Genomic DNA, 17511 nt, shown 5'->3' with positions numbered 1-17511 from the left:
CCGCGGCACGGAGGGGCCGGACGATCATCGCGATCGTCCGGCCCCTTCGTCGTGCCGCCCGTCCCTCTTCTCCGAAGGAGTCCTGTGCACGTCCTGCTGCCACCGTCCGAGACGAAGCGCGACGGCGGCGACGAGCCGTTCGTGCTCGAGTCGCTCGCCTTCCCCGAGCTCCACGCGAAGCGGCGCGAGCTGGCGGAGGCGCTGATCGCGCTGGCCGGGGACCGCGAGCTCTCGGCCCGGGCGCTGAAGCTCGGTCCGCGTCAGCTCGGCGAGATCGATCGCAACGCGGCGCTCGCGACCGCGGCAGGCCTCCCCGCGGTCGACCGCTTCGACGGGGTGCTCTTCGATGCGCTCGACGCGCGCAGCCTCGATTCCGGTGCACGGGAGGTGCTCGGTCGGACGGCGATCGTGCAGTCCGCGCTCTGGGGGCCGATCCGCGCCCTCGACCTGATCCCTGCATACCGTCTGTCCCACGACTCCCGCGTCCCGGGGAGGTCGCTCAAGCGCTGGTGGGCAGCGGAGGCCGGGCGGGTGCTGAGCGCGCTCGACGGGCTCGTCCTCGATCTGCGGAGCGAGGCGTACGCGGCGCTCGGACCGGTTCCCGCGGGCGAGGGGCGGTTCTTCGTCCGCGTCCGCTCGCGCGGGGCCGACGGCGCACTCCGGTCGCTGAACCACTTCAACAAGCAGGGCAAGGGGCGCTTCGTCAGGGCGCTGGCGGAGGACCGGGTGGCGACGGAGTCGCTCGGCGAGCTCTCGGCGTGGGCGGCCGGGCGCGGGTTCCTGCTCGCCGAGAACCGGCACACGGGAGAGCTCGACCTCGTCGTGCCGGAACCGTAGGGCGTCAGCGTCGGCGCCAGCAGCCGGTGAGGTGATCGTCGACGACTCCGGCCGACTGCATCAGCGCGTACGCGGTGGTCGGTCCGACGAAGCGGAGCCCCGCGGCCTTCAGCGCTCGCGCGAGCGCCGTCGACCCGGGCGTCGTCGCAGGGACGTCGGCGGCTCGGACCACCCGGTCCTCGACGTCCGGATCGTGGAAGGACCACACGAGCTCGTCGAACGCGCCCTCGCCTCTCTGCTCGAGGAGCGCGAGCACGGCCCGGGCGTTGTCCCGGGTGGCTATGATCTTCGCGCGGTTCCGGATGATGCCGCTGTCCTCCATCAGCCGCTCGACATCGGTGTCGTCGTACCGGGCGACCCGGGCCGGATCGAAGCCGTCGAAGGCCTCGCGGAACCTCGGCCGCTTGCGGAGGATCGTGATCCAGGAGAGGCCGGACTGGAACGCCTCGAGGGAGATCTTCTCGAACAGCGGGCGATCTCCGTGCAGCGGGGTGCCCCATTCCTCGTCGTGGTAGCGGCGGTACTCCGGATCCGCGCCGCTCCAGGCGCAGCGGACCAGGCCGTCCTCGCCCTCGACGAGTCCGTCGGCCGTGCTCATCGGTGGGGGATCCCCTCGTGATCGAGAAGCCAGGCTTTCGTGGCGACGCCCTCGCCTGCGCTGAAGCCGGTGATCCGTCCGTCGCTCGCGAGGACGCGGTGGCAGCCCACGATGATCGGCACCGGGTTCGCACCGACCGCTCCGCCGATCGGCCGGCCCGCTCGGGGGCGACCGGCGGCCGTGCCCAGTGCGCCGTAGGAGGTGATCTCCCCGAAGCCCAGAGCCTGGAGCCGCTGCCAGATCTCGAGCTGGAAGGGCGTGCCGCGCAGAGCGACCGGCAGATCGAAAGAGCGGCGGGTCCCGTCGAAGTACTCGTCCAGCTGCTCGACGGCCCGCAGGAGCACCGGGAGGTCCGACTCCGGGAGGTGCTCGTGCGGGAGCAGACCGGCCTGCTCGATGGCGAGCGAGACGATCGCATCACCGTCGCTGCCCACCTCGATGCGGCCGAGGGGGCTCGTCGTCCGTCGGACGTGAAGGGGAGTCGTTCTCATGCGTCGAGAGTATCCGCGGGACTCCCCACCGACCGGCGGGAATCGGACACCGGTGCAGAACTCGGCCGATCGGTCCCTGTGGAGGGATTCCCGGCGGCCGGAGGGCGCCATCCGTGCGCCGGCGATTCGGTGTCGATGGGACCTCTCCCTCCACAGGCGGCGATCTCGAGATCCTTCCGATGATCCCGAGGGCCGTCGCTCCCGGCGGGTGCGAGGGTCGGCAGGATCGCAGCATGACCTCCTCAGCGATCTTCCTCCACCCCGCTCCCGCCTCGCGTGTCCCGGCCTCACCCGACGACGCCGCCCTGTTCCACGCCGCTCACGGGTACCGGCGGGGTGCGGCCGAGGCGAGCCTCGTGCTCGTCCCGTTCCGGGCCGGCGCGCCGAGCGGCTCGCTCCGCTTCGAGCTGTCGGGGGCGGATCCGTCCCTGATCGCGCGGGCCAGCCTCGGTGCGCTCGGCCGGTTCGGGCGGGTGCAGCGAGCACTCGCGCTGGTGCATCCCGGCGAGGCGGGTCCGGAGTCGTGCGAGGGACTCGTCGCCGCCCTCGAGGAGCGTGCGCGCCGGCTCCCCGGCCTCGCCCTCCGCGTCGCCGTGCTCCCGTCGTCCGGCCGCGACGACGGGCTCGAGGCCGGCGACCGGGACGACCCGCGAGCGGTGGCCGCCGCGGTCGACCGTCTCCTCGACCGCCACCCGCGGGCCGAACTGCCCGACGTGCTGTTGCACGGCGTCGACGACCTCGTCCGGCGAGCTCTCACCGGTCCCGATCCCGAGGTCCGGCCTGCGGGCCTGGCTGCGCTCGTCGTGGCCGTGCAGCGCAGCCGCGGTGCGGACCGCGTGCTGCGGTCGGCGCAGAGCGGTGACCCCGGCGCGGCGGGAGCGCTCGCCCCACTGCTCCGCCGTGCCGCCGTCGTCGCACCCGCGAGCGAGCGAGCCGGAGTGCTCGTCCTCCTCGCGCGGATCCTGGCCGGTGAGGGCCGTGCCGACGAGGCCGGACGGCTCGCCGACGAGGCCGTCGCTCTCGATCCGCACCACGCAGGTGCGCGCCGGGTCGCGGCCGCACTCGCCGCCGATCGGCGGGAGCGCGCCGCGTGAGGTCGCTAGAGCCGCGACCAGGCCTCGGTGAGAACGCTCCGGAGGATCTGCTCGATCTCGTCGAACTCGCGCGGGCCGATGGTGAGCGGCGGTGCGAGCTGCACGACGGGATCGCCTCGGTCGTCCGCCCGGCAGTACAGCCCCGCGTCGAAGAGCCCCTTCGAGAGGAATCCGCGCAGCAGCCGCTCCGACTCGTCCTCGTCGAACGTCTCCTTCGTCGCCTTGTCCTTCACCAGCTCGATGCCGAAGAAGTAGCCGTCGCCCCGGACGTCGCCGACGATCGGCAGGTCGAGCAGCTTCTCGAGCGTGGACCGGAAGACGGGCGAGTTCTCTCGCACGCGCTCGTTCAGGCCCTCCTCCTCGAAGATGTCGAGGTTCTCGAGCGCGACCGCGGCCGAGACGGGGTGGCCGCCGAAGGTGTAGCCGTGCGGGAAGACGACCTGACCGTGGCGGAAGGGCTCGTAGATCCGATCGCTGACGATCGTCGCGCCGATGGGGGAGTAGCCGCTGGTCATCCCCTTCGCGCAGGTGATCATGTCCGGCACGTAGCCGTACTCGTCGCAGGCGAACATGTGCCCGATACGGCCGAACGCGCAGATCACCTCATCGGACACCAGCAGCACGTCGTGCTTGTCGCAGATCTCGCGGACCCTCTGGAAGTACCCGGGAGGGGGCGGGAAGCAGCCGCCCGAGTTCTGCACGGGTTCCAGGAACACGGCGGCAACCGTGTCCGGCCCCTCGAACTCGATCATCTCCTCGATGCGGTTCGCCGCCCACAGGCCGAACGCCTCCAGGTCGTCGCCGTGCTCGGGAGCCCGGTAGAAGTTGGTGTTGGGGACACGGAAGCCGCCCGGCACCAGCGGTTCGAACATCGACTTCATCCCGGGGATGCCCGTGATCGCGAGCGCTCCCTGGGGAGTGCCGTGATACGCGACCGAGCGCGAGACGACCTTGTGCTTGCCCGGCTTGCCCTGCAGCTTCCAGTAGTGCTTGGCGAGCTTGAACGCCGTCTCCACCGCCTCGCCGCCGCCGGTCGAGAAGAAGACCCGGTTCAGGTCGCCCGGCGCGTGGTCGGCGAGCCGGTCGGCCAGCTCGATCGCCGAGGGGGTCGCGTAGGACCAGAGCGGGAAGAAGGAGAGCTCGGACGCCTGCTTCGCCGCGGCCTCCGCCAGTCGGCGCCGCCCGTGTCCCGCATTGACGACGAAGAGGCCGGACAGGCCGTCGAAGTACTTGCGCCCGGTGCTGTCCCAGATGTGGTGTCCCTCGCCGCGCGTGATGATCGGCACGCCCGCGCCCGAGTCCATCGTCGACTGACGGGTGAAGTGCATCCAGAGGTGGTCCTTCGCCTTCTTCTGCAGGGAGGCGTCGTCGATCCCCCCTGGCGCGTCGGTCCCGCGGACGGGATCGCCCAACTCGAGGCCGGAGGTCGAGAAGGCTGTCTCGGTGGTCATCTTTTACCGCGTTCCCCAGTTGTAGAACTGCTTGTGGAGCTTCAGATAGACGAAGGTCTCGGTCGAGAGCACGCCGGGAAGCGACCGGATCTCCTGGTTGAGCAGGGCGATCAGATCGTCATCGTTCTCGCACACGACCTCGGCGAGGATGTCGAAGGAGCCGGCCGTCAGCACGACGTAGTCGACGGCGGGGATGGAGGCGAGCCGGTCCGCGACGTCGCGGGTGTCGCCGGTGACGCGCACACCGATCATCGCCTGGCGGTAGAAGCCGAGCTGCATCGGATCCGTCACCGCGACGATCTGCATGACGCCCGACTCGGTGAGCTTCTGCACCCGCTGCCGGACGGCCGCCTCGCTCAGGCCCACGGCCTTGCCGATCTCGGCGTACGAGCGCCGACCGTCGGCCTGCAGCTGCTCGATGATCGCCTTCGACACCTCGTCGAGCTGGACAGGACGCTGAGAGGGCGGGCGAGACGGGGCCATGCGGCGATTCTGGCAGTCCACGGGTGCCCGGGCAAGTGGATCCGCACGTCGGAGCTCGATCCGGCATCGGATCCGGTGGTCGGAGCGTCGACCCGTCTGCGCGACGGACATCGGGCGACAGCGATGGCGGCCGGCTCGGCGGAGGGCCGTCAGCGACTACCATCGGGAGGCGGCCGGGCACCCCTGGCGCCGGCGGTCACGGGCCGTCGGACCGGACGGCCGCGGGCCACGGGGATGCGAGGAGCAGCGATGACGCAGATCGGCCGCAGCCGCGCGTCCGTCACCGTCCCCGTCTCCGCCTGGAGCTCCGACGCACCCTCGGCCGAAGTCACCCTCGGCTGGGCCGCGCGCACCGAGACCGGCCACGTGCGCAGCGCGAACGAGGACAGCTACCTCGCCAAGAGCCCGCTCTTCGCTGTCGCCGACGGGATGGGCGGGCACGCGGCAGGAGAGGTCGCCAGCGACGCGGTCGTGTCGCGCCTGTCCACCGCGGCGCTCGGCGCGACCGTCGGAGCGGAGGAGATCGACCGGGCGCTTCGGGAGGCGGTCGGGGACATCGCGCGGCAGTCGCACACGGCCGACGTCGGCACCGGGACCACGGTCACCGGGATCGCGCTCACGGTGGTCGGGGGAGAGCCCTACTGGTCCGTCTTCAACATCGGCGACTCGCGCGTGTACCTGAGCGTCGCCGGGACCCTCGTGCAGCTCACCGTGGACCACTCCATCGTCCAGGAGCTGGTCGACGCGGGCCTGATCTCCCGCGACGAGGCCGACGTGCATCCGCACAGCAACGTGATCACCCGCGCGGTCGGCTTCCACGAGGCGCCCGTCCCCGACTACCGGCTCGTGCCCGTCCTCGCCGGATCGCGTCTGCTGATCTGCTCGGACGGACTCACGAAGGAGCTGACCGATGCCGGCGTCGGCCACCTGCTCAGCGGCACCGGCTCCGCTCAGGAGGCGGCCGACGCCCTGGTCGACGCCGCGCTGGACAACGGCGGGCGCGACAACGTCACCGTGATCGTCGTCGACGTCCTCGCGGTCACCGGCGACGAGGAGGCCGGCGCACCGGTCTGACGAGCAGCGCTCCGGCACGGGACGGCCGCGGTCGCGGTGCCGCCCGACCGCCCGCACGCGCCGAACGGCCGTACGACGGTCCTGCGCCTGCCGGTTCGCGTCGGGTTCGGCCGGCTCGGGGCTCCCCGCGCCGGCGCTGGGTACGATGGTGAGCGGAAGGGCGTTCTCGGTGATCTGCAGCACGTGTGGCTCCAACCTCGCTCCCGGGGCGATCCTCTGCGGCGAGTGCGGTTCGTCGGTGGCGGCGCATGCCACGACGGGTGCGCCCCGCCCCTCGTCCTCCGGCGACACGACGGTCCTCGACCCGTCCCGCCGTGCCTGGCTGCCGGGCCTGGCCCCCGGCCGGCACCGGCGTCCCGCCCCCGGCGCTCCGATGGCGCCGCCCTCGCAGGGGCTCGTGCGCCTCAGCTTCGCGACCGGGCAGCACGCGATCGTGACCGGCAACGGCCTGATCGGACGCCAGCCGCTCCCGGACCCCAACGAGACGTTCCGGCACATCCTCGCGATCCCGGATCCGTCGCGATCCCTCTCCAAGACCCACCTCGAGTTCGGCTTCGACGAGGGCGGGCTCTGGGTCAGGGACCGCTGGTCGGCCAACGGGTCCGTGCTGGTCGCGCCGACCCAGGCACCACTCCCGCTCGAGGCCGGCCGCCGCTACCGCGCGAAGCTCGGCAGCCGGATCCTGCTCTCCTCCGTCGAGATGGCGGTCGAGCGCGTCGACGGGTCCGCCGGCGGCTCGGGACGTCCGCCCCTCACCCGCTGACGGCACGGCCTCCGGGGACCGAATCGGCGGTCGACACGGCCTCCGGGGACCGAATCGGCGGTCGACACGGCCTCCGGGTGCGGAATTCGTGACGATCATGTTTCCGGATGAGCGTTCTCCTCCGTTCGCCGTGACAGGCGGATGAGCGCTGTGCCAGTATTTCCCCACGTTCGGCCCCCGAGGCACGAGCCCCGACGCAGTCAGGAGCCCCCGCCATGACCCGTCCCCTCCCGAGGGATCCCGTCCTCCGCCGGGCCGTCGCCGCGGCACGCTCGCACGAGCGCGAGCGCCGGGCAGTCCTCTCGCGTCGGGCGGTCCTCGGCGGGATCGGCCTCGGAGCGGGTGCCCTCGCCCTGGCCGCCTGCGCCCCGCAGACCCGTGCCGCTCCGACCGCCGCCGCCGACGGATCGGCCGGCGACCCGCGCCTGGTGTGGGACAACTGGCCCGCCTACATGGACGAGGACGACGACGGGAACTACCCCACGCTCCAGGGCTTCGAGGAGCAGACGGGCATCGCGGTGACCTACAACGTCGCCGTCGACGACAACAACTCCTACTACGGCAAGGTGAAGGACCAGCTCGCGCTCGGGCAGTACATCGGCGCCGACACGGTCTGCCTGACGGAGTGGATGGTCTCGCGCCTGGTCCGCCGCGGCTACGTGCAGGAGCTCGACCACGCGAACATCCCGAACATCGCCAACCTCACCCCCTCGCTGGCGAACCCCGACTTCGATCCGGGCCGCCGGCTCTCCCTCCCGTACCAGGCGGGGTTCTCGGGCATCTGCTGGAACAGGGAGAAGCTGCCGAAGGGCCTCTCGAGCATCGAGGAGCTGTGGGATCCGTCGCTCCGCGGCCGCGTCGGCGTGCTGAGCGAGATGCGCGACACGATCGGGCTCATCATGCTCGCTCAGGGGACGGACATCGCCGGCTCCTGGGGCGACGACGAGTACATGAACGCGATCGACGTCTTCCGCGAGCAGGTCGACGCCGGACAGATCCGCAACATCAAGGGGAACGCTTACCTCAACGACCTGCAGAACGAGGACACCCTCGCGGCGATCTGCTGGTCCGGCGACATCACCCTGATCAACGCCGAGGCCGGCGACAAGTGGGAGTTCGCCTTCCCCGACTCGGGCGGCGCGCTCTGGAACGACACCTTCGTGGTCCCGATGGGCTCCGAGCGCAAGGCCAACGCCGAGGCCCTGATGAACTACTACTACGAGCCCGAGGTCGCCGCCGAGGTGGCCGCCTGGGTCAACTACATCACCCCCGTGGATGGAGCGAAGGACGTCATGGAGAGCATCGATCCGGAGCTGGCCGAGAACCAGCTGATCTTCCCCGACGAGGACACGCTCGCGCAGGCGCACGTGTTCCGGACCCTGACCGCCGCAGAGGAGAAGGAGTACCAGGCCGAGTTCCAGAAGGTGCTCCTGGGCATCTGATGGCGATCGGGACCTTCGCCGAGAGCGGCGCCGACCTCCAGCTGGTCGGGATCAGCAAGCAGTACCCGGGCTTCACGGCCATCGACTCCCTGGACCTCACCATCCCGGCGGGCTCCTTCTTCGCCCTGCTGGGCCCCTCGGGCTGCGGCAAGACGACGACGCTGCGCCTGGTCGCCGGGCTCGAGGAGCCCTCCGCCGGCCGGATCCTCATCGGCGGGCGGGACGTCACCGAGACGAAGACGTACCAGCGGCCCGTCAACACCGTGTTCCAGTCGTACGCGCTGTTCCCGCACATGTCGATCCTCGAGAACGTCGCCTTCGGCCTGAAGCGGCGGAGGATCGCCGACCCCGTCGGCAAGGCGCACGAGGCGCTCCGCCTGGTCGAGCTCGACCACCTCGCCCAGCGCCGCCCCGCGCAGCTCTCCGGTGGTCAGCAGCAGCGGGTCGCCCTCGCACGCGCCCTCGTCAACCGGCCCGCCCTGCTCCTGCTCGACGAGCCGCTCGGCGCCCTCGACCTCAAGCTCCGCCGGCAGATGCAGCTGGAGCTCAAGTCGATCCAGGAGGAGGTTGGCCTCACCTTCCTCCACGTCACGCACGACCAGGAGGAGGCCATGACGATGGCCGACACCGTCGCGGTGATGAACAAGGGCAGGATCGAGCAGATGGGCGCGCCGGAGGAGCTCTACGAGCTCCCGCGCACCGCGTTCGTCGCGAACTTCCTCGGCCAGTCCAACCTCTTCACGGGTGAGGTGGTCGGCAGCACCGACCGCGCACTCACCGTCGACGCGGGCGGGCACCGGATCGTCGTGCCCGTCGCCCGCTGCGCCCGCACGAGCGGGGAGATCACCGTCGGCGTCCGCCCCGAGAAGCTCCTGCTGCTGACGCAGGAGCCGCCGGCGGACTCCGGCCGGAACGTGCTCGGGCCCGGCCGCGTGGTCGACGTCTCCTTCAGCGGGGTCAGCACCCAGTACACGATCCGGATGCCGGGCCTGGGCCCGGTGGTCGTCTTCGCGCAGAACATGGTCTTCGGGCCGGTCGTCGGCGAGGGAGCGGAGGTGTGGGTCGGCTTCAGCACCGAGCACGGCTTCGGACTCGCGGACGAACCGGGCTCGGTCCCGCGCTTCGAGGCGGACGACTCCACCAGCGCCATCGCCGTGCAGCGCCGGGGGCTCCTGGCCGGTCGCAGCGGGGGAGCGTAGGCATGGCCTTCGCCGCCTTCGCCACGGGGCAGGCGGATCCTCAGGACGCTCCGGTCCGCCGGCGGTCGACGATCGCGCTCGTCCTGCTGCTGCCGGGCATCGCCTACATGCTGCTGTTCTTCCTGGCGCCGCTGATCTCGCTCGTGCTCACGTCCTTCCAGGCCGAGGTGCCGGACGGGGACATCGGCGAGTACGCCCCCGGGTTCGCCTGGCAGAACTACCTCGTGGTGATGGGCGACTACTGGCCGCACGTGCTCCGCTCCTTCGGCTACGCGCTGATCGCGACGGTGCTCGCGCTGGTGATCAGCTACCCGCTGGCCTACTTCATCGGAGTGAAGGCGCGGCCCTGGCCGCTGCTGCAGAACCTGCTCCTCACGCTGGTGATCGCGCCCTTCTTCATCAGCTTCCTGCTCCGGACGCTGGCGTGGAAGCAGATCCTCGCGGACGAGAGCCCGCTCGTGCAGGCGCTCAAGGCCGTGGCGGTCCTGCCGAGCGACGGCCACCTCACGGGGACGCCGATCGCCGTGATCTTCGGCATCACCTACAACTTCATCCCGTTCATGACGCTGCCGCTGTACACGACGCTCGAGCGCCTCGACGTGCGCTTCCTGGAGGCAGGGTCGGATCTCTACGCGCACCCCGCCTCCGTGTTCTGGAGCGTGACCGTCCCCCTGTCGATGCCGGGCATCGTCTCGGGCACGCTGCTGACGTTCATCCCCGCGGCTGGCGACTACATCAACGCGAGCCGGGACTTCCTCGGCTCGTCGCAGACCTCGATGGTGGGCAACGCGATCGAGGCGAACTTCCTCACGCTCGAGAACTACCCGGCGGCCGCCGCGCTCTCGATCGTGCTGATGGCCGTGATCCTGGTCATCGTCGGCTTCTACGTGAAGCGCAGTGGAACGGAGGACCTCCTGTGACCGCGACGGCCGACCGTCCGCTCGCGAGCGCCCAGGAGGCGCTCGGCGCGCCGCCCCCCGCCCCGATCCGGGGCCGCCGCCGCTTCCGGGGCCTCGGGCTCGGCGTCTACACGGCGCTGGCGCTGCTCTTCCTGCTCATCCCTATCGGGTACACCTTCGTCTTCTCCTTCAACGACTCGGGGAAGAGCAACCTCGCCTGGCGCGGTTTCACCCTCGACAAGTGGGTGTCGGCCTGGACCAGTGAAGAGGTGATGACCGCCTTCGGGAACAGCCTGCTGGTCGGTGTGATCGCCACCGTGCTGGCCACTGCGCTCGGCACCATGATCGCCATCGCGCTCGTGCGGTTCCGCTTCCGGTTCCGGTCGGCGATCAGCCTGCTGCTGTTCCTCCCCATGGCGACTCCGGAGGTGGTGCTCGGAGCCGGCCTCGCCGCGCAGTTCCTCAGCGTGGGCGCCGAGAAGGGGCTGGTCACGATCGTGCTGGCGCACACGATGTTCTGCATCAGCTTCGTCGTGGTCACCGTGAAGGCGCGGGTGGCGAGCCTGGACCCGAAGCTGGAGGAGGCGGGACGCGACCTCTACGCGTCGCCGAACCAGGTCTTCTGGCGGATCACCTTCCCGCTGCTGCTGCCCGGCATCCTCGCCGCGGCGCTGCTCTCGTTCGCGCTGAGCTTCGACGACTTCATCATCACGAACTTCAACTCCGGATCGGTCACCACGTTCCCGAAGTACATCTACATCGCGGCGGCGCGCGGCATCCCGGCGGAGGCGAACGTCATCGCATCGGCGGTGTTCGTCCTCGCGATCCTCGTGGTGGTGATCACGCAGGTCTCCGCGGCCGCCCGGGCGAAGCGCCTCGCGCGCGAGCAGTAGCTCAGGGCGTGCCGGGACGTGCGGTCAGACGTAGGAGGCGCGGATCGCGCCGACCGGGCGCCCGCCGCCCGACACGACCGGGTTCAGCCGCACCAGCACGTCGTTCGCCGCGGTCCGGTCCACCGCGTCCGCCTCGACCAGGAGCTTCAGCGCGACCACGGTCGCGGCGCGGAGGCTCCCGTCGAGGATCTTCAGGGCGACGGTGGTGCCGTCGGGCGAGGCCATCACGAGCACGCCCTCGGCGCCGAGCTTGGCGACCAGGCCCAGGCGCTCGATCACGACGGTGTTGTCCCGGCCCGGGCCGTCGATCGCCCACGCGTTCTCGAGGATCGCGGCCGTGAGGACGCCGGCCTGGCGGTAGAGGCCGAACGGCGAGGCGGGGGAGGAGGACACGATCCGCGAGACGCCCTTCGCCAGCGCGGTCAGAGGAAGGGCGTGCACGGGAGCTCCGCAGCCGTCGATCCCCGAGGCCACGACGCGCTCGCCGGTGAGGCGCTCGATCGTGTCGACGATGTGCTGCTGCAGCGGGTGCGTCCGCTCGAGGTAGTCCTCGGTGCTCCAGCCGTTCTGCACGCAGGCCAGCAGCATCGCCGCGTGCTTGCCCGAGCAGTTCATGTAGAGCGGGTCCGGAGTCGCGCCCGCCCGCAGCAGCTGAGCGCGGGTCCCGGAGTCGCCGGGCCAGTCGGCCGGGCACTGCAGGGCGGTGTGGTCCAGGCCGGCGCGGAAGAGCAGGTTCTGCACCAGCGCCACGTGCTGGGGGATGCCGGCGTGGCTCGCGGTGGCGATGACCGCCTCCGCGCCGTTCAGCTCGACTCCGGCGGTCATCACCGCGAGGGCCTGGAACGGCTTGAGGCAGGAGCGGGGGAAGACGGGAGCCGTCGGGGTGCCGAGGCTGCGGGCGACGCGGCCCTCGGAGTCGAGGAGGACGGCGGAGCCGGCGTGGCGCGACTCGACGAACCCGGATCGCTCGACGACGGCCAGCTCGACGGACTCGGCGACGGTGAAGGTTCCTGCTGGCATCCCCCCATCCTGCCCGATGCGCCGACCGGTCCCGCGCTCCCGGAGACGCCGAAGGCCACCGGGGAGCGCATCGGCGCCCGCGGTGGCCTTCGGAGGATCGCGCCTAGAGGGTGGCGAACGCGTCGGCGATGACCGACACGGCGTCGTCGAGCAGCTCGTCGGTGAGGGCGAGGCTCGGCAGGAAGCGGACCACGTTGCCGTAGGTGCCGGCGCTCAGCACGAGGACCCCGTGCTGGGCGGCGTAGTCGATGATCGCCTGGACCGCGACGGCGTTCGGCTCCTTCGTGGTGCCGGCGGTGCCGGGCTGCACGAGCTCCATCGCCATCATCGCGCCGATGCCGCGGACGTCGCCGATGATGTCGTAGCGCTCCTGCAGGCCTCGCAGCGCCGCGCCCAGGCGTGCGCCGATCCGGTCGGCCTCGGCGAGGAGGCCCTCGCGCTCGATGCGCTCGAAGACCGCGACGGCGGCGGCGGCGGCGACGGGGTTCCCGCCGAAGGTGCCGCCCAGTCCGCCGGCCTGCGCCGAGTCCATGATCTCGGCGCGGCCCGTCACGCCCGCGAGCGGCAGTCCGCCGGCGATGCCCTTGGCCGAGAGGACGAGGTCGGGGACGAGGCCGAGGTGCTCGCTGGCGAACCAGGCGCCGGTACGGGCCATGCCCGACTGGATCTCGTCGGCGACGAAGACGATGCCGTTGGCCGTGCACCACTCCTGCAGTGCCGGGAGGAAGCCGTCGGCGGGGACCATGAAGCCGCCCTCGCCCTGGATGGGCTCGGCGACGAGGCAGGCCAGGGCGGACGCGCCGACGGTCTTCTCGAGGTACGAGATCGCGCGCTGGGCGGCCTCGGCTCCCGACAGGCCGTCGTGGTACGGGTACGAGCTCGGCGCACGGTGGACGTCGCTGGCGAAGGGTCCGAAGCCCAGGCCGTAGGGCAGCGCCTTGAAGTTCATGGCCATCGTGAGGTTCGTGCGTCCGTGGTACGCGTGGTCGAGCACCGCGACGCCGGGGCGGCCGGTGTGCTTGCGCGCGATCTTGACGGCGTTCTCGACCGCCTCGGCACCGGAGTTGACCAGGACGGTCTTCTTGGCGAAGTCGCCGGGGGTGTGCTGGGCCAGCAGCTCCGCGACGCGGATGTAGGGCTCGTACGGAGTGACGGTGAAGAGGGTGTGCGTGAGGCGCGCGAGCTGCTCCGCGGCGGCCGCGACGACGGAGTCGTCGGTGTGCCCGATCGTCGTCACGCCGATGCCGGCGCCGAGGTCGATGAAGCTGTTGCCGTCGACGTCGACCAGGATCGCGCCGTGCGCGCGGTCGATGTAGACGGGGAGCGCGGTGCCGACGCCGGTGGGCACGACGGCGAGGCGGCGCTCGTGCAGGGCCCGGGATCGCGGCCCGGGGATCTCGGTCGCGACGCGCCGCTCCTGGGGGACTGCGGACGTGGGAACCTGGGGGGCGAGCGTGTCTGTCATGGTCCTCGGAGTCTACCCGCGGGGGTTCCGCGTCCAGAGGTCCAGACCGGCGCGACCGGCCTGATCCACCGCCGTCGAGGAGGAGCCCGATGAAGTCCGAGCACGAGTACGCGGTGTCCGTCGTCTGGGAGGGCGACCGGGGCACCGGCACGAGCGGCTACCGCGAGTACGGGCGCCAGCTGACCGTCACGGCGGAGGGCCCGGCGCCCATCCTCGCCTCGGCCGACACGCCCTTCCGGGGCGACGCCGACCGCTGGAACCCGGAGCAGCTGCTCCTCGCGGCGCTCGCGCAGTGCCACCTCCTCTCCTACCTGCACGTGGCGGTCAAGAACGGAGTCGTCGTCACCGGCTACACGGACGACGCGGTGGGCTCGATGCTGCAGGAGGGGGAGAGCGGCCGCTTCACCTCGGTGACCCTCCGGCCCCGCGTCACTGTCGCCGAGGAGTCGATGGTGGCGATCGCCCAGACGCTGCACGCCGAGGCCTCCCGGCTCTGCTTCATCGCCAACTCCGTGAACTTCCCCGTCGCCCACGAGCCGGAGGCGTCCGCGCGCTGAGGCTCAGCGGCGCTCGTGCGGGAGCGCCCGGCGGATGCGCTCGACCGTGGTCGTCGGCGGCGACTCGTTGTACGCACCGGCGAGCTCCTGCCCGGAGAGCGCGTGGACGGCCGCCATCACCTCGTCGGTGGCGTGGCGTCGGGCGCGGCCGGAGTCGGCGGAGCCGTGCCGCGAGAGGTCCAGCGGAGCCCCGAAGCGGACCGTGATCCGGTGCAGGCGCGGCACCCTCGTGCCCACCGGCTGGAGCTCCTGCGTGCCGATCATGCCGACGGGGACCACCGGCGCGCCCGTGGTGAGGGCGAGCCATGCCACTCCGGTGCGGCCCTTGTAGAGGCGCCCGTCGCGGGAGCGGGTGCCCTCGGGGTAGACGGCGAACGCCTCGTCCCGCTCGAGGATCGCCCGGCCGAGGTCCAGCGCCTCCTGAGCGGCCTGGCCGGCGCCGCGCTCGACCGCGACGGCTCCGACGCTCGTGAAGAACGCGCGCGAGAGGGCGCCCCGCACGCCGGTCCCCGTGAAGTAGTCCGACTTGGCCAGGAACTGCACCGGCCGCGGGGCGAGCAGCGTCAGCACCGGGGAGTCGATGAACGAGAGGTGGTTGGCCGCCAGGATCACGCGTCCCTCGGCCGGGACGTTGTCGCGCCCCTCCACGATCGGCCGGTAGACCAGCCGGCCGACGCCGCCGATGGACAGGCGCGCCAGACGCGCGGAGAGGCCGATCCCCGGGGGAGTCGGCCTCTCGTGGTCGTCGTCGATCCGCATTCCGACGAAGCTACCGGGGCGTCCATGCCGCTCCGGTCATGCGGCGGATCAGCCGAACTGGGCGAGCGCCTCCTCGATGACCGTCGCGGCGTCGTCGATGAGCTCCTCGCTGATGACCACGCTCGGCATGATCCGCAGCACGCTGTCCCAGCTGCCCGCGTCGAGGACGATCACGCCGTTCGTGGTGGCGTGCTTCAGGATCGCCGTGAGCGCCTCCGGGTACTGCTTCTTCGTGCCCGGGTGGACGAGCTCGACGCCCCACATCGCGCCCTTGCCGCGGACCTCGCCCACGACCGCGAAGCGCTCGGCCCAGTCGCCGATCCGCGCCTGCAGCAGGCGCTCGACCCGCTGCGCCTCCTCCAGCAGGCCCTCGGACTCGATCGCCTCGAACGTCGCGAGCGCCGCGGCGGTGGAGACGGGGTTGCCGCCGAACGTGCCGCCGATGCCGCCGGGCTGCACGGCGTCCATGATCTCGGCGCGGCCGGTGACGGCGGCGAGCGGGAAGCCGCCGGCGATGCCCTTGGCCGTCGTGATGAGGTCCGGGACCACGCCGTGGTGCTCGATGGAGTACCAGGTGCCGGTGCGGGCGATGCCGGCCTGGATCTCGTCCGCGACGAAGACGATGCCGTTCTCGGTGCAGAACTCGGACAGGCGGCGGAAGTAGCCCGGCGCCGGGATGATGATGCCGCCGTCGCCCTGGATCGGCTCGACGAAGAGCGCGGCCAGCTCCTGCGCGCCGATGTGGGTGGTGATGTAGTCGATGGTGCGCTCGGCCGCCTCCTCGCCCGTCATGCCCTCGGGGTCGCGGAACGGGTAGCTGATCGGGAGGCTGTAGATCTCTCCCGGGAAGGGGCCCATGCCCGCGCGCTCCGGCCAGGGGCGGTAGGTCATCGCCATCGTGAGGTTGGTGCGGCCGTGGAAGGCGTGGTCGAGCGTCGCGATGGCGCGGCGGCCGGTGAACTTCCGCGCGATCTTGACGGCGTTCTCGACCGCCTCCGCGCCGGAGTTGACCAGGATCGAGTGCTTCTCGAAGTCCCCGGGGGTGATCTCGGCGAGCTTCTCGGCGACCCGGACGTAGTTCTCGTACGGAGTGACGGTGAAGAGGGTGTGCGTCAGCTTCTCGGCCTGCGCGGCGGCCGCCGCGGCGACCGCGGGGTGCGCGTGGCCGATGGTGGTCACTCCGATGCCGCAGCCGAGGTCGATCAGGCGGTTGCCGTCGACGTCGACCAGGACCGCGCCCGACGCGTGGTCCATGTAGATGTTCGCGAGCGTCCCGGCGCCGCGGGAGACGCTGGCGACGCGGCGCTCCTGGAGGGCGACGGAGCGCGGGCCGGGGAGCTCGGTGACGAGCTCTCGGGACTGGGGGACCGAGAATTCACGCATGCCCCGATGGTAGGCCTGGGACCGTTCGAGGACCCGCACCCAGCGCGTTGCGAGGCGCGCCGTGCAGGATGGAGGCGATCCCCGAACGTCCACCGGCCGCCGCCGGTCACGAAAGGTGCCCCTGTGCGCAGAACCCTCGCGATCCTCGCCGTCCTCGGCGCCTCCCTGAGCCTGGCGGCCTGCACCCCCGGGGAGCCGGATGCAGCGCCGTCCGCCTCCGCCACCCCGCTCGGCTGCGCGACCGAGGGCGAGGCGACCGCCGCGGTGCAGACCAGCGGCGACTTCGCCACCAAGCCGGTCACCGTGTTCCCCAGCCCGGTCAGCGTGGACGCCACCGAGCGCTCCGTCGCGATCGAGGGCACCGGCGAGGAGGTCGCCGAGGGCGACACCGTGCTGGTCGACTACACGCTCTACAACGGGACGAGCGGTGCCGAGTTCTCGGCGAGCAGCTACGCGTCCGGTGGCCGCGCGGCCTTCGAGGTCGACACCGACCAGTACCTCGCCGGCCTCGTGAAGGCCGTCAACTGCGCGACCGTCGGCTCGCGCGTCGTCGCCGTCGTTCCCCCGGCCGACGCGTTCGGCGACGCCGGGCAGAGCCAGTTCGGCATCGCCGCGACCGACTCGATCGTCATGGTGATCGACGTCGAGCAGATCGTGCCGACCGCCGCCGACGGCGAGCCGCAGCCCCCGGTCGACGGCCTGCCGACGGTGGCGCTCGCCGAGGACGGGGCGCCCACCGTCACCATCCCCTCGACCGACCCGCCCGCCGACCTGCAGCTCGCCGTCCTCGAGAAGGGGAGCGGCGCGACCGTGGCCGACGGCGACCAGCTGATCGTGCAGTACCAGGGCGTGGTCTGGGGCACCGGCGAGGTGTTCGACCAGAGCTGGGGGAAGCCCGCTCCCGCCGCCTTCGGCACCGGCGACGTGATCGAGGGCTTCAAGGAGGCCGTCGTCGGCCAGACCGTCGGCTCGCAGGTGCTCGTCACCATCCCGCCGTCGAAGGGCTACGGCGACCAGGGCAACCAGAACGCGGGGATCAGCGGGACCGACACCCTCGTCTTCGTGGTCGACATCCTCGCCATCAGCTGACCGGGAGGCGCTGG

The 17511-nt window shown here is 71.7% G+C and carries 18 protein-coding genes; 10 read left to right on the top strand and 8 right to left on the bottom strand.

All coding sequences use genetic code 11. The features are described from left to right. The first annotated feature begins 84 nt into the window (after positions 1-84). A complete protein-coding gene (gene yaaA / locus GSU40_RS10270; RefSeq protein WP_160034856.1) occupies positions 85-837 on the top strand; it encodes a peroxide stress protein YaaA in 753 nt (250 codons plus the stop codon). Between the two features lie 4 nt (positions 838-841). On the opposite strand, the gene GSU40_RS10265 is transcribed toward yaaA, so the two are convergent. Both GSU40_RS10265 and GSU40_RS10260 read right to left on the bottom strand, forming a co-directional pair. Next, positions 842-1435, bottom strand: a complete 594-nt coding sequence (locus GSU40_RS10265) for a DNA-3-methyladenine glycosylase I (protein ID WP_160034854.1) — start codon at positions 1433-1435, stop codon at positions 842-844. Then, a complete protein-coding gene (locus GSU40_RS10260) occupies positions 1432-1926 on the bottom strand; it encodes a methylated-DNA--[protein]-cysteine S-methyltransferase (protein ID WP_104223029.1) in 495 nt (164 codons plus the stop codon). The genes GSU40_RS10265 and GSU40_RS10260 overlap by 4 nt, the downstream gene beginning before the upstream one ends. A gap of 233 nt (positions 1927-2159) precedes the next feature. Here GSU40_RS10260 and GSU40_RS10255 point away from each other — a divergent pair, with 233 nt between their 5' ends. Next, a complete protein-coding gene (locus GSU40_RS10255) occupies positions 2160-3020 on the top strand; it encodes a hypothetical protein (RefSeq protein ID WP_160034852.1) in 861 nt (286 codons plus the stop codon). A 5-nt stretch (positions 3021-3025) separates the two neighbouring features. On the opposite strand, the gene GSU40_RS10250 is transcribed toward GSU40_RS10255, so the two are convergent. Together GSU40_RS10250 and GSU40_RS10245 are read right to left on the bottom strand one after the other, a co-directional pair. Next, a complete protein-coding gene (locus GSU40_RS10250; RefSeq protein WP_160034850.1) occupies positions 3026-4471 on the bottom strand; it encodes an aspartate aminotransferase family protein in 1446 nt (481 codons plus the stop codon). Positions 4472-4474: 3 nt separating this feature from the next. Then, a complete protein-coding gene (locus GSU40_RS10245; RefSeq protein WP_104223032.1) occupies positions 4475-4954 on the bottom strand; it encodes an Lrp/AsnC family transcriptional regulator in 480 nt (159 codons plus the stop codon). A gap of 249 nt (positions 4955-5203) precedes the next feature. On the opposite strand from GSU40_RS10245, the gene GSU40_RS10240 reads away from it, so the two are divergent. The 6 genes from GSU40_RS10240 to GSU40_RS10215 all read left to right on the top strand — a co-directional run bounded on the left by GSU40_RS10240 (position 5204) and on the right by GSU40_RS10215 (position 11224). Next, positions 5204-6028, top strand: a complete 825-nt coding sequence (locus GSU40_RS10240) for a protein phosphatase 2C domain-containing protein (RefSeq protein WP_104225583.1) — start codon at positions 5204-5206, stop codon at positions 6026-6028. 238 nt (positions 6029-6266) lie between these two features. Beyond that, positions 6267-6791 carry a hypothetical protein gene (locus GSU40_RS10235; protein ID WP_104249588.1) on the top strand — a complete coding sequence of 175 codons (525 nt, stop codon included), beginning with the start codon at positions 6267-6269 and terminating at the stop codon, positions 6789-6791. Between the two features lie 215 nt (positions 6792-7006). Further along, positions 7007-8233, top strand: coding sequence for a spermidine/putrescine ABC transporter substrate-binding protein (locus GSU40_RS10230; RefSeq protein ID WP_104313287.1), 1227 nt, complete (start codon positions 7007-7009; stop codon positions 8231-8233). Further along, positions 8233-9432 carry an ABC transporter ATP-binding protein gene (locus tag GSU40_RS10225; RefSeq protein ID WP_104223036.1) on the top strand — a complete coding sequence of 400 codons (1200 nt, stop codon included), beginning with the start codon at positions 8233-8235 and terminating at the stop codon, positions 9430-9432. The genes GSU40_RS10230 and GSU40_RS10225 overlap by 1 nt, the downstream gene beginning before the upstream one ends. A 2-nt stretch (positions 9433-9434) precedes the next feature. Further along, positions 9435-10352 carry an ABC transporter permease gene (locus tag GSU40_RS10220; RefSeq protein ID WP_104223037.1) on the top strand — a complete coding sequence of 306 codons (918 nt, stop codon included), beginning with the start codon at positions 9435-9437 and terminating at the stop codon, positions 10350-10352. A 65-nt stretch (positions 10353-10417) separates the two neighbouring features. Further along, complete coding sequence (locus GSU40_RS10215) at positions 10418-11224, top strand: ABC transporter permease (protein ID WP_181027101.1); 807 nt, start codon at positions 10418-10420, stop codon at positions 11222-11224. A gap of 24 nt (positions 11225-11248) precedes the next feature. On the opposite strand, the gene GSU40_RS10210 is transcribed toward GSU40_RS10215, so the two are convergent. Further along, positions 11249-12244, bottom strand: a complete 996-nt coding sequence (locus GSU40_RS10210) for an asparaginase (RefSeq protein ID WP_104223039.1) — start codon at positions 12242-12244, stop codon at positions 11249-11251. Between the two features lie 103 nt (positions 12245-12347). Further along, on the bottom strand, positions 12348-13709 hold the full coding sequence (gabT, locus tag GSU40_RS10205) for a 4-aminobutyrate--2-oxoglutarate transaminase (RefSeq protein WP_104223040.1): 1362 nt from the start codon (positions 13707-13709) through the stop codon (positions 12348-12350). A gap of 89 nt (positions 13710-13798) precedes the next feature. Between gabT and GSU40_RS10200 the strand changes: the two genes are divergently transcribed. Then, positions 13799-14266, top strand: coding sequence for an OsmC family protein (locus GSU40_RS10200; protein ID WP_104223041.1), 468 nt, complete (start codon positions 13799-13801; stop codon positions 14264-14266). 3 nt (positions 14267-14269) lie between these two features. Here the strand turns inward: GSU40_RS10200 and GSU40_RS10195 are convergent, their stop codons facing one another. Both GSU40_RS10195 and GSU40_RS10190 read right to left on the bottom strand, forming a co-directional pair. After that, positions 14270-15025, bottom strand: a complete 756-nt coding sequence (locus GSU40_RS10195; RefSeq protein WP_104223042.1) for a lysophospholipid acyltransferase family protein — start codon at positions 15023-15025, stop codon at positions 14270-14272. Positions 15026-15073: 48 nt separating this feature from the next. Then, a complete protein-coding gene (locus tag GSU40_RS10190) occupies positions 15074-16408 on the bottom strand; it encodes an aminotransferase class III-fold pyridoxal phosphate-dependent enzyme (RefSeq protein WP_104223043.1) in 1335 nt (444 codons plus the stop codon). 123 nt (positions 16409-16531) lie between these two features. On the opposite strand from GSU40_RS10190, the gene GSU40_RS10185 reads away from it, so the two are divergent. After that, positions 16532-17497 carry an FKBP-type peptidyl-prolyl cis-trans isomerase gene (locus GSU40_RS10185; RefSeq protein ID WP_160034848.1) on the top strand — a complete coding sequence of 322 codons (966 nt, stop codon included), beginning with the start codon at positions 16532-16534 and terminating at the stop codon, positions 17495-17497. The last annotated feature ends 14 nt before the right edge of the window (positions 17498-17511 follow it).

The organism is Rathayibacter sp. VKM Ac-2805 (assembly GCF_009834265.1).
GTDB lineage: Bacteria > Actinomycetota > Actinomycetes > Actinomycetales > Microbacteriaceae > Rathayibacter.
The sequence above is the reverse complement of the archived record's forward strand: the minus strand, read 5'-3'. Positions and strand labels throughout refer to the sequence as shown.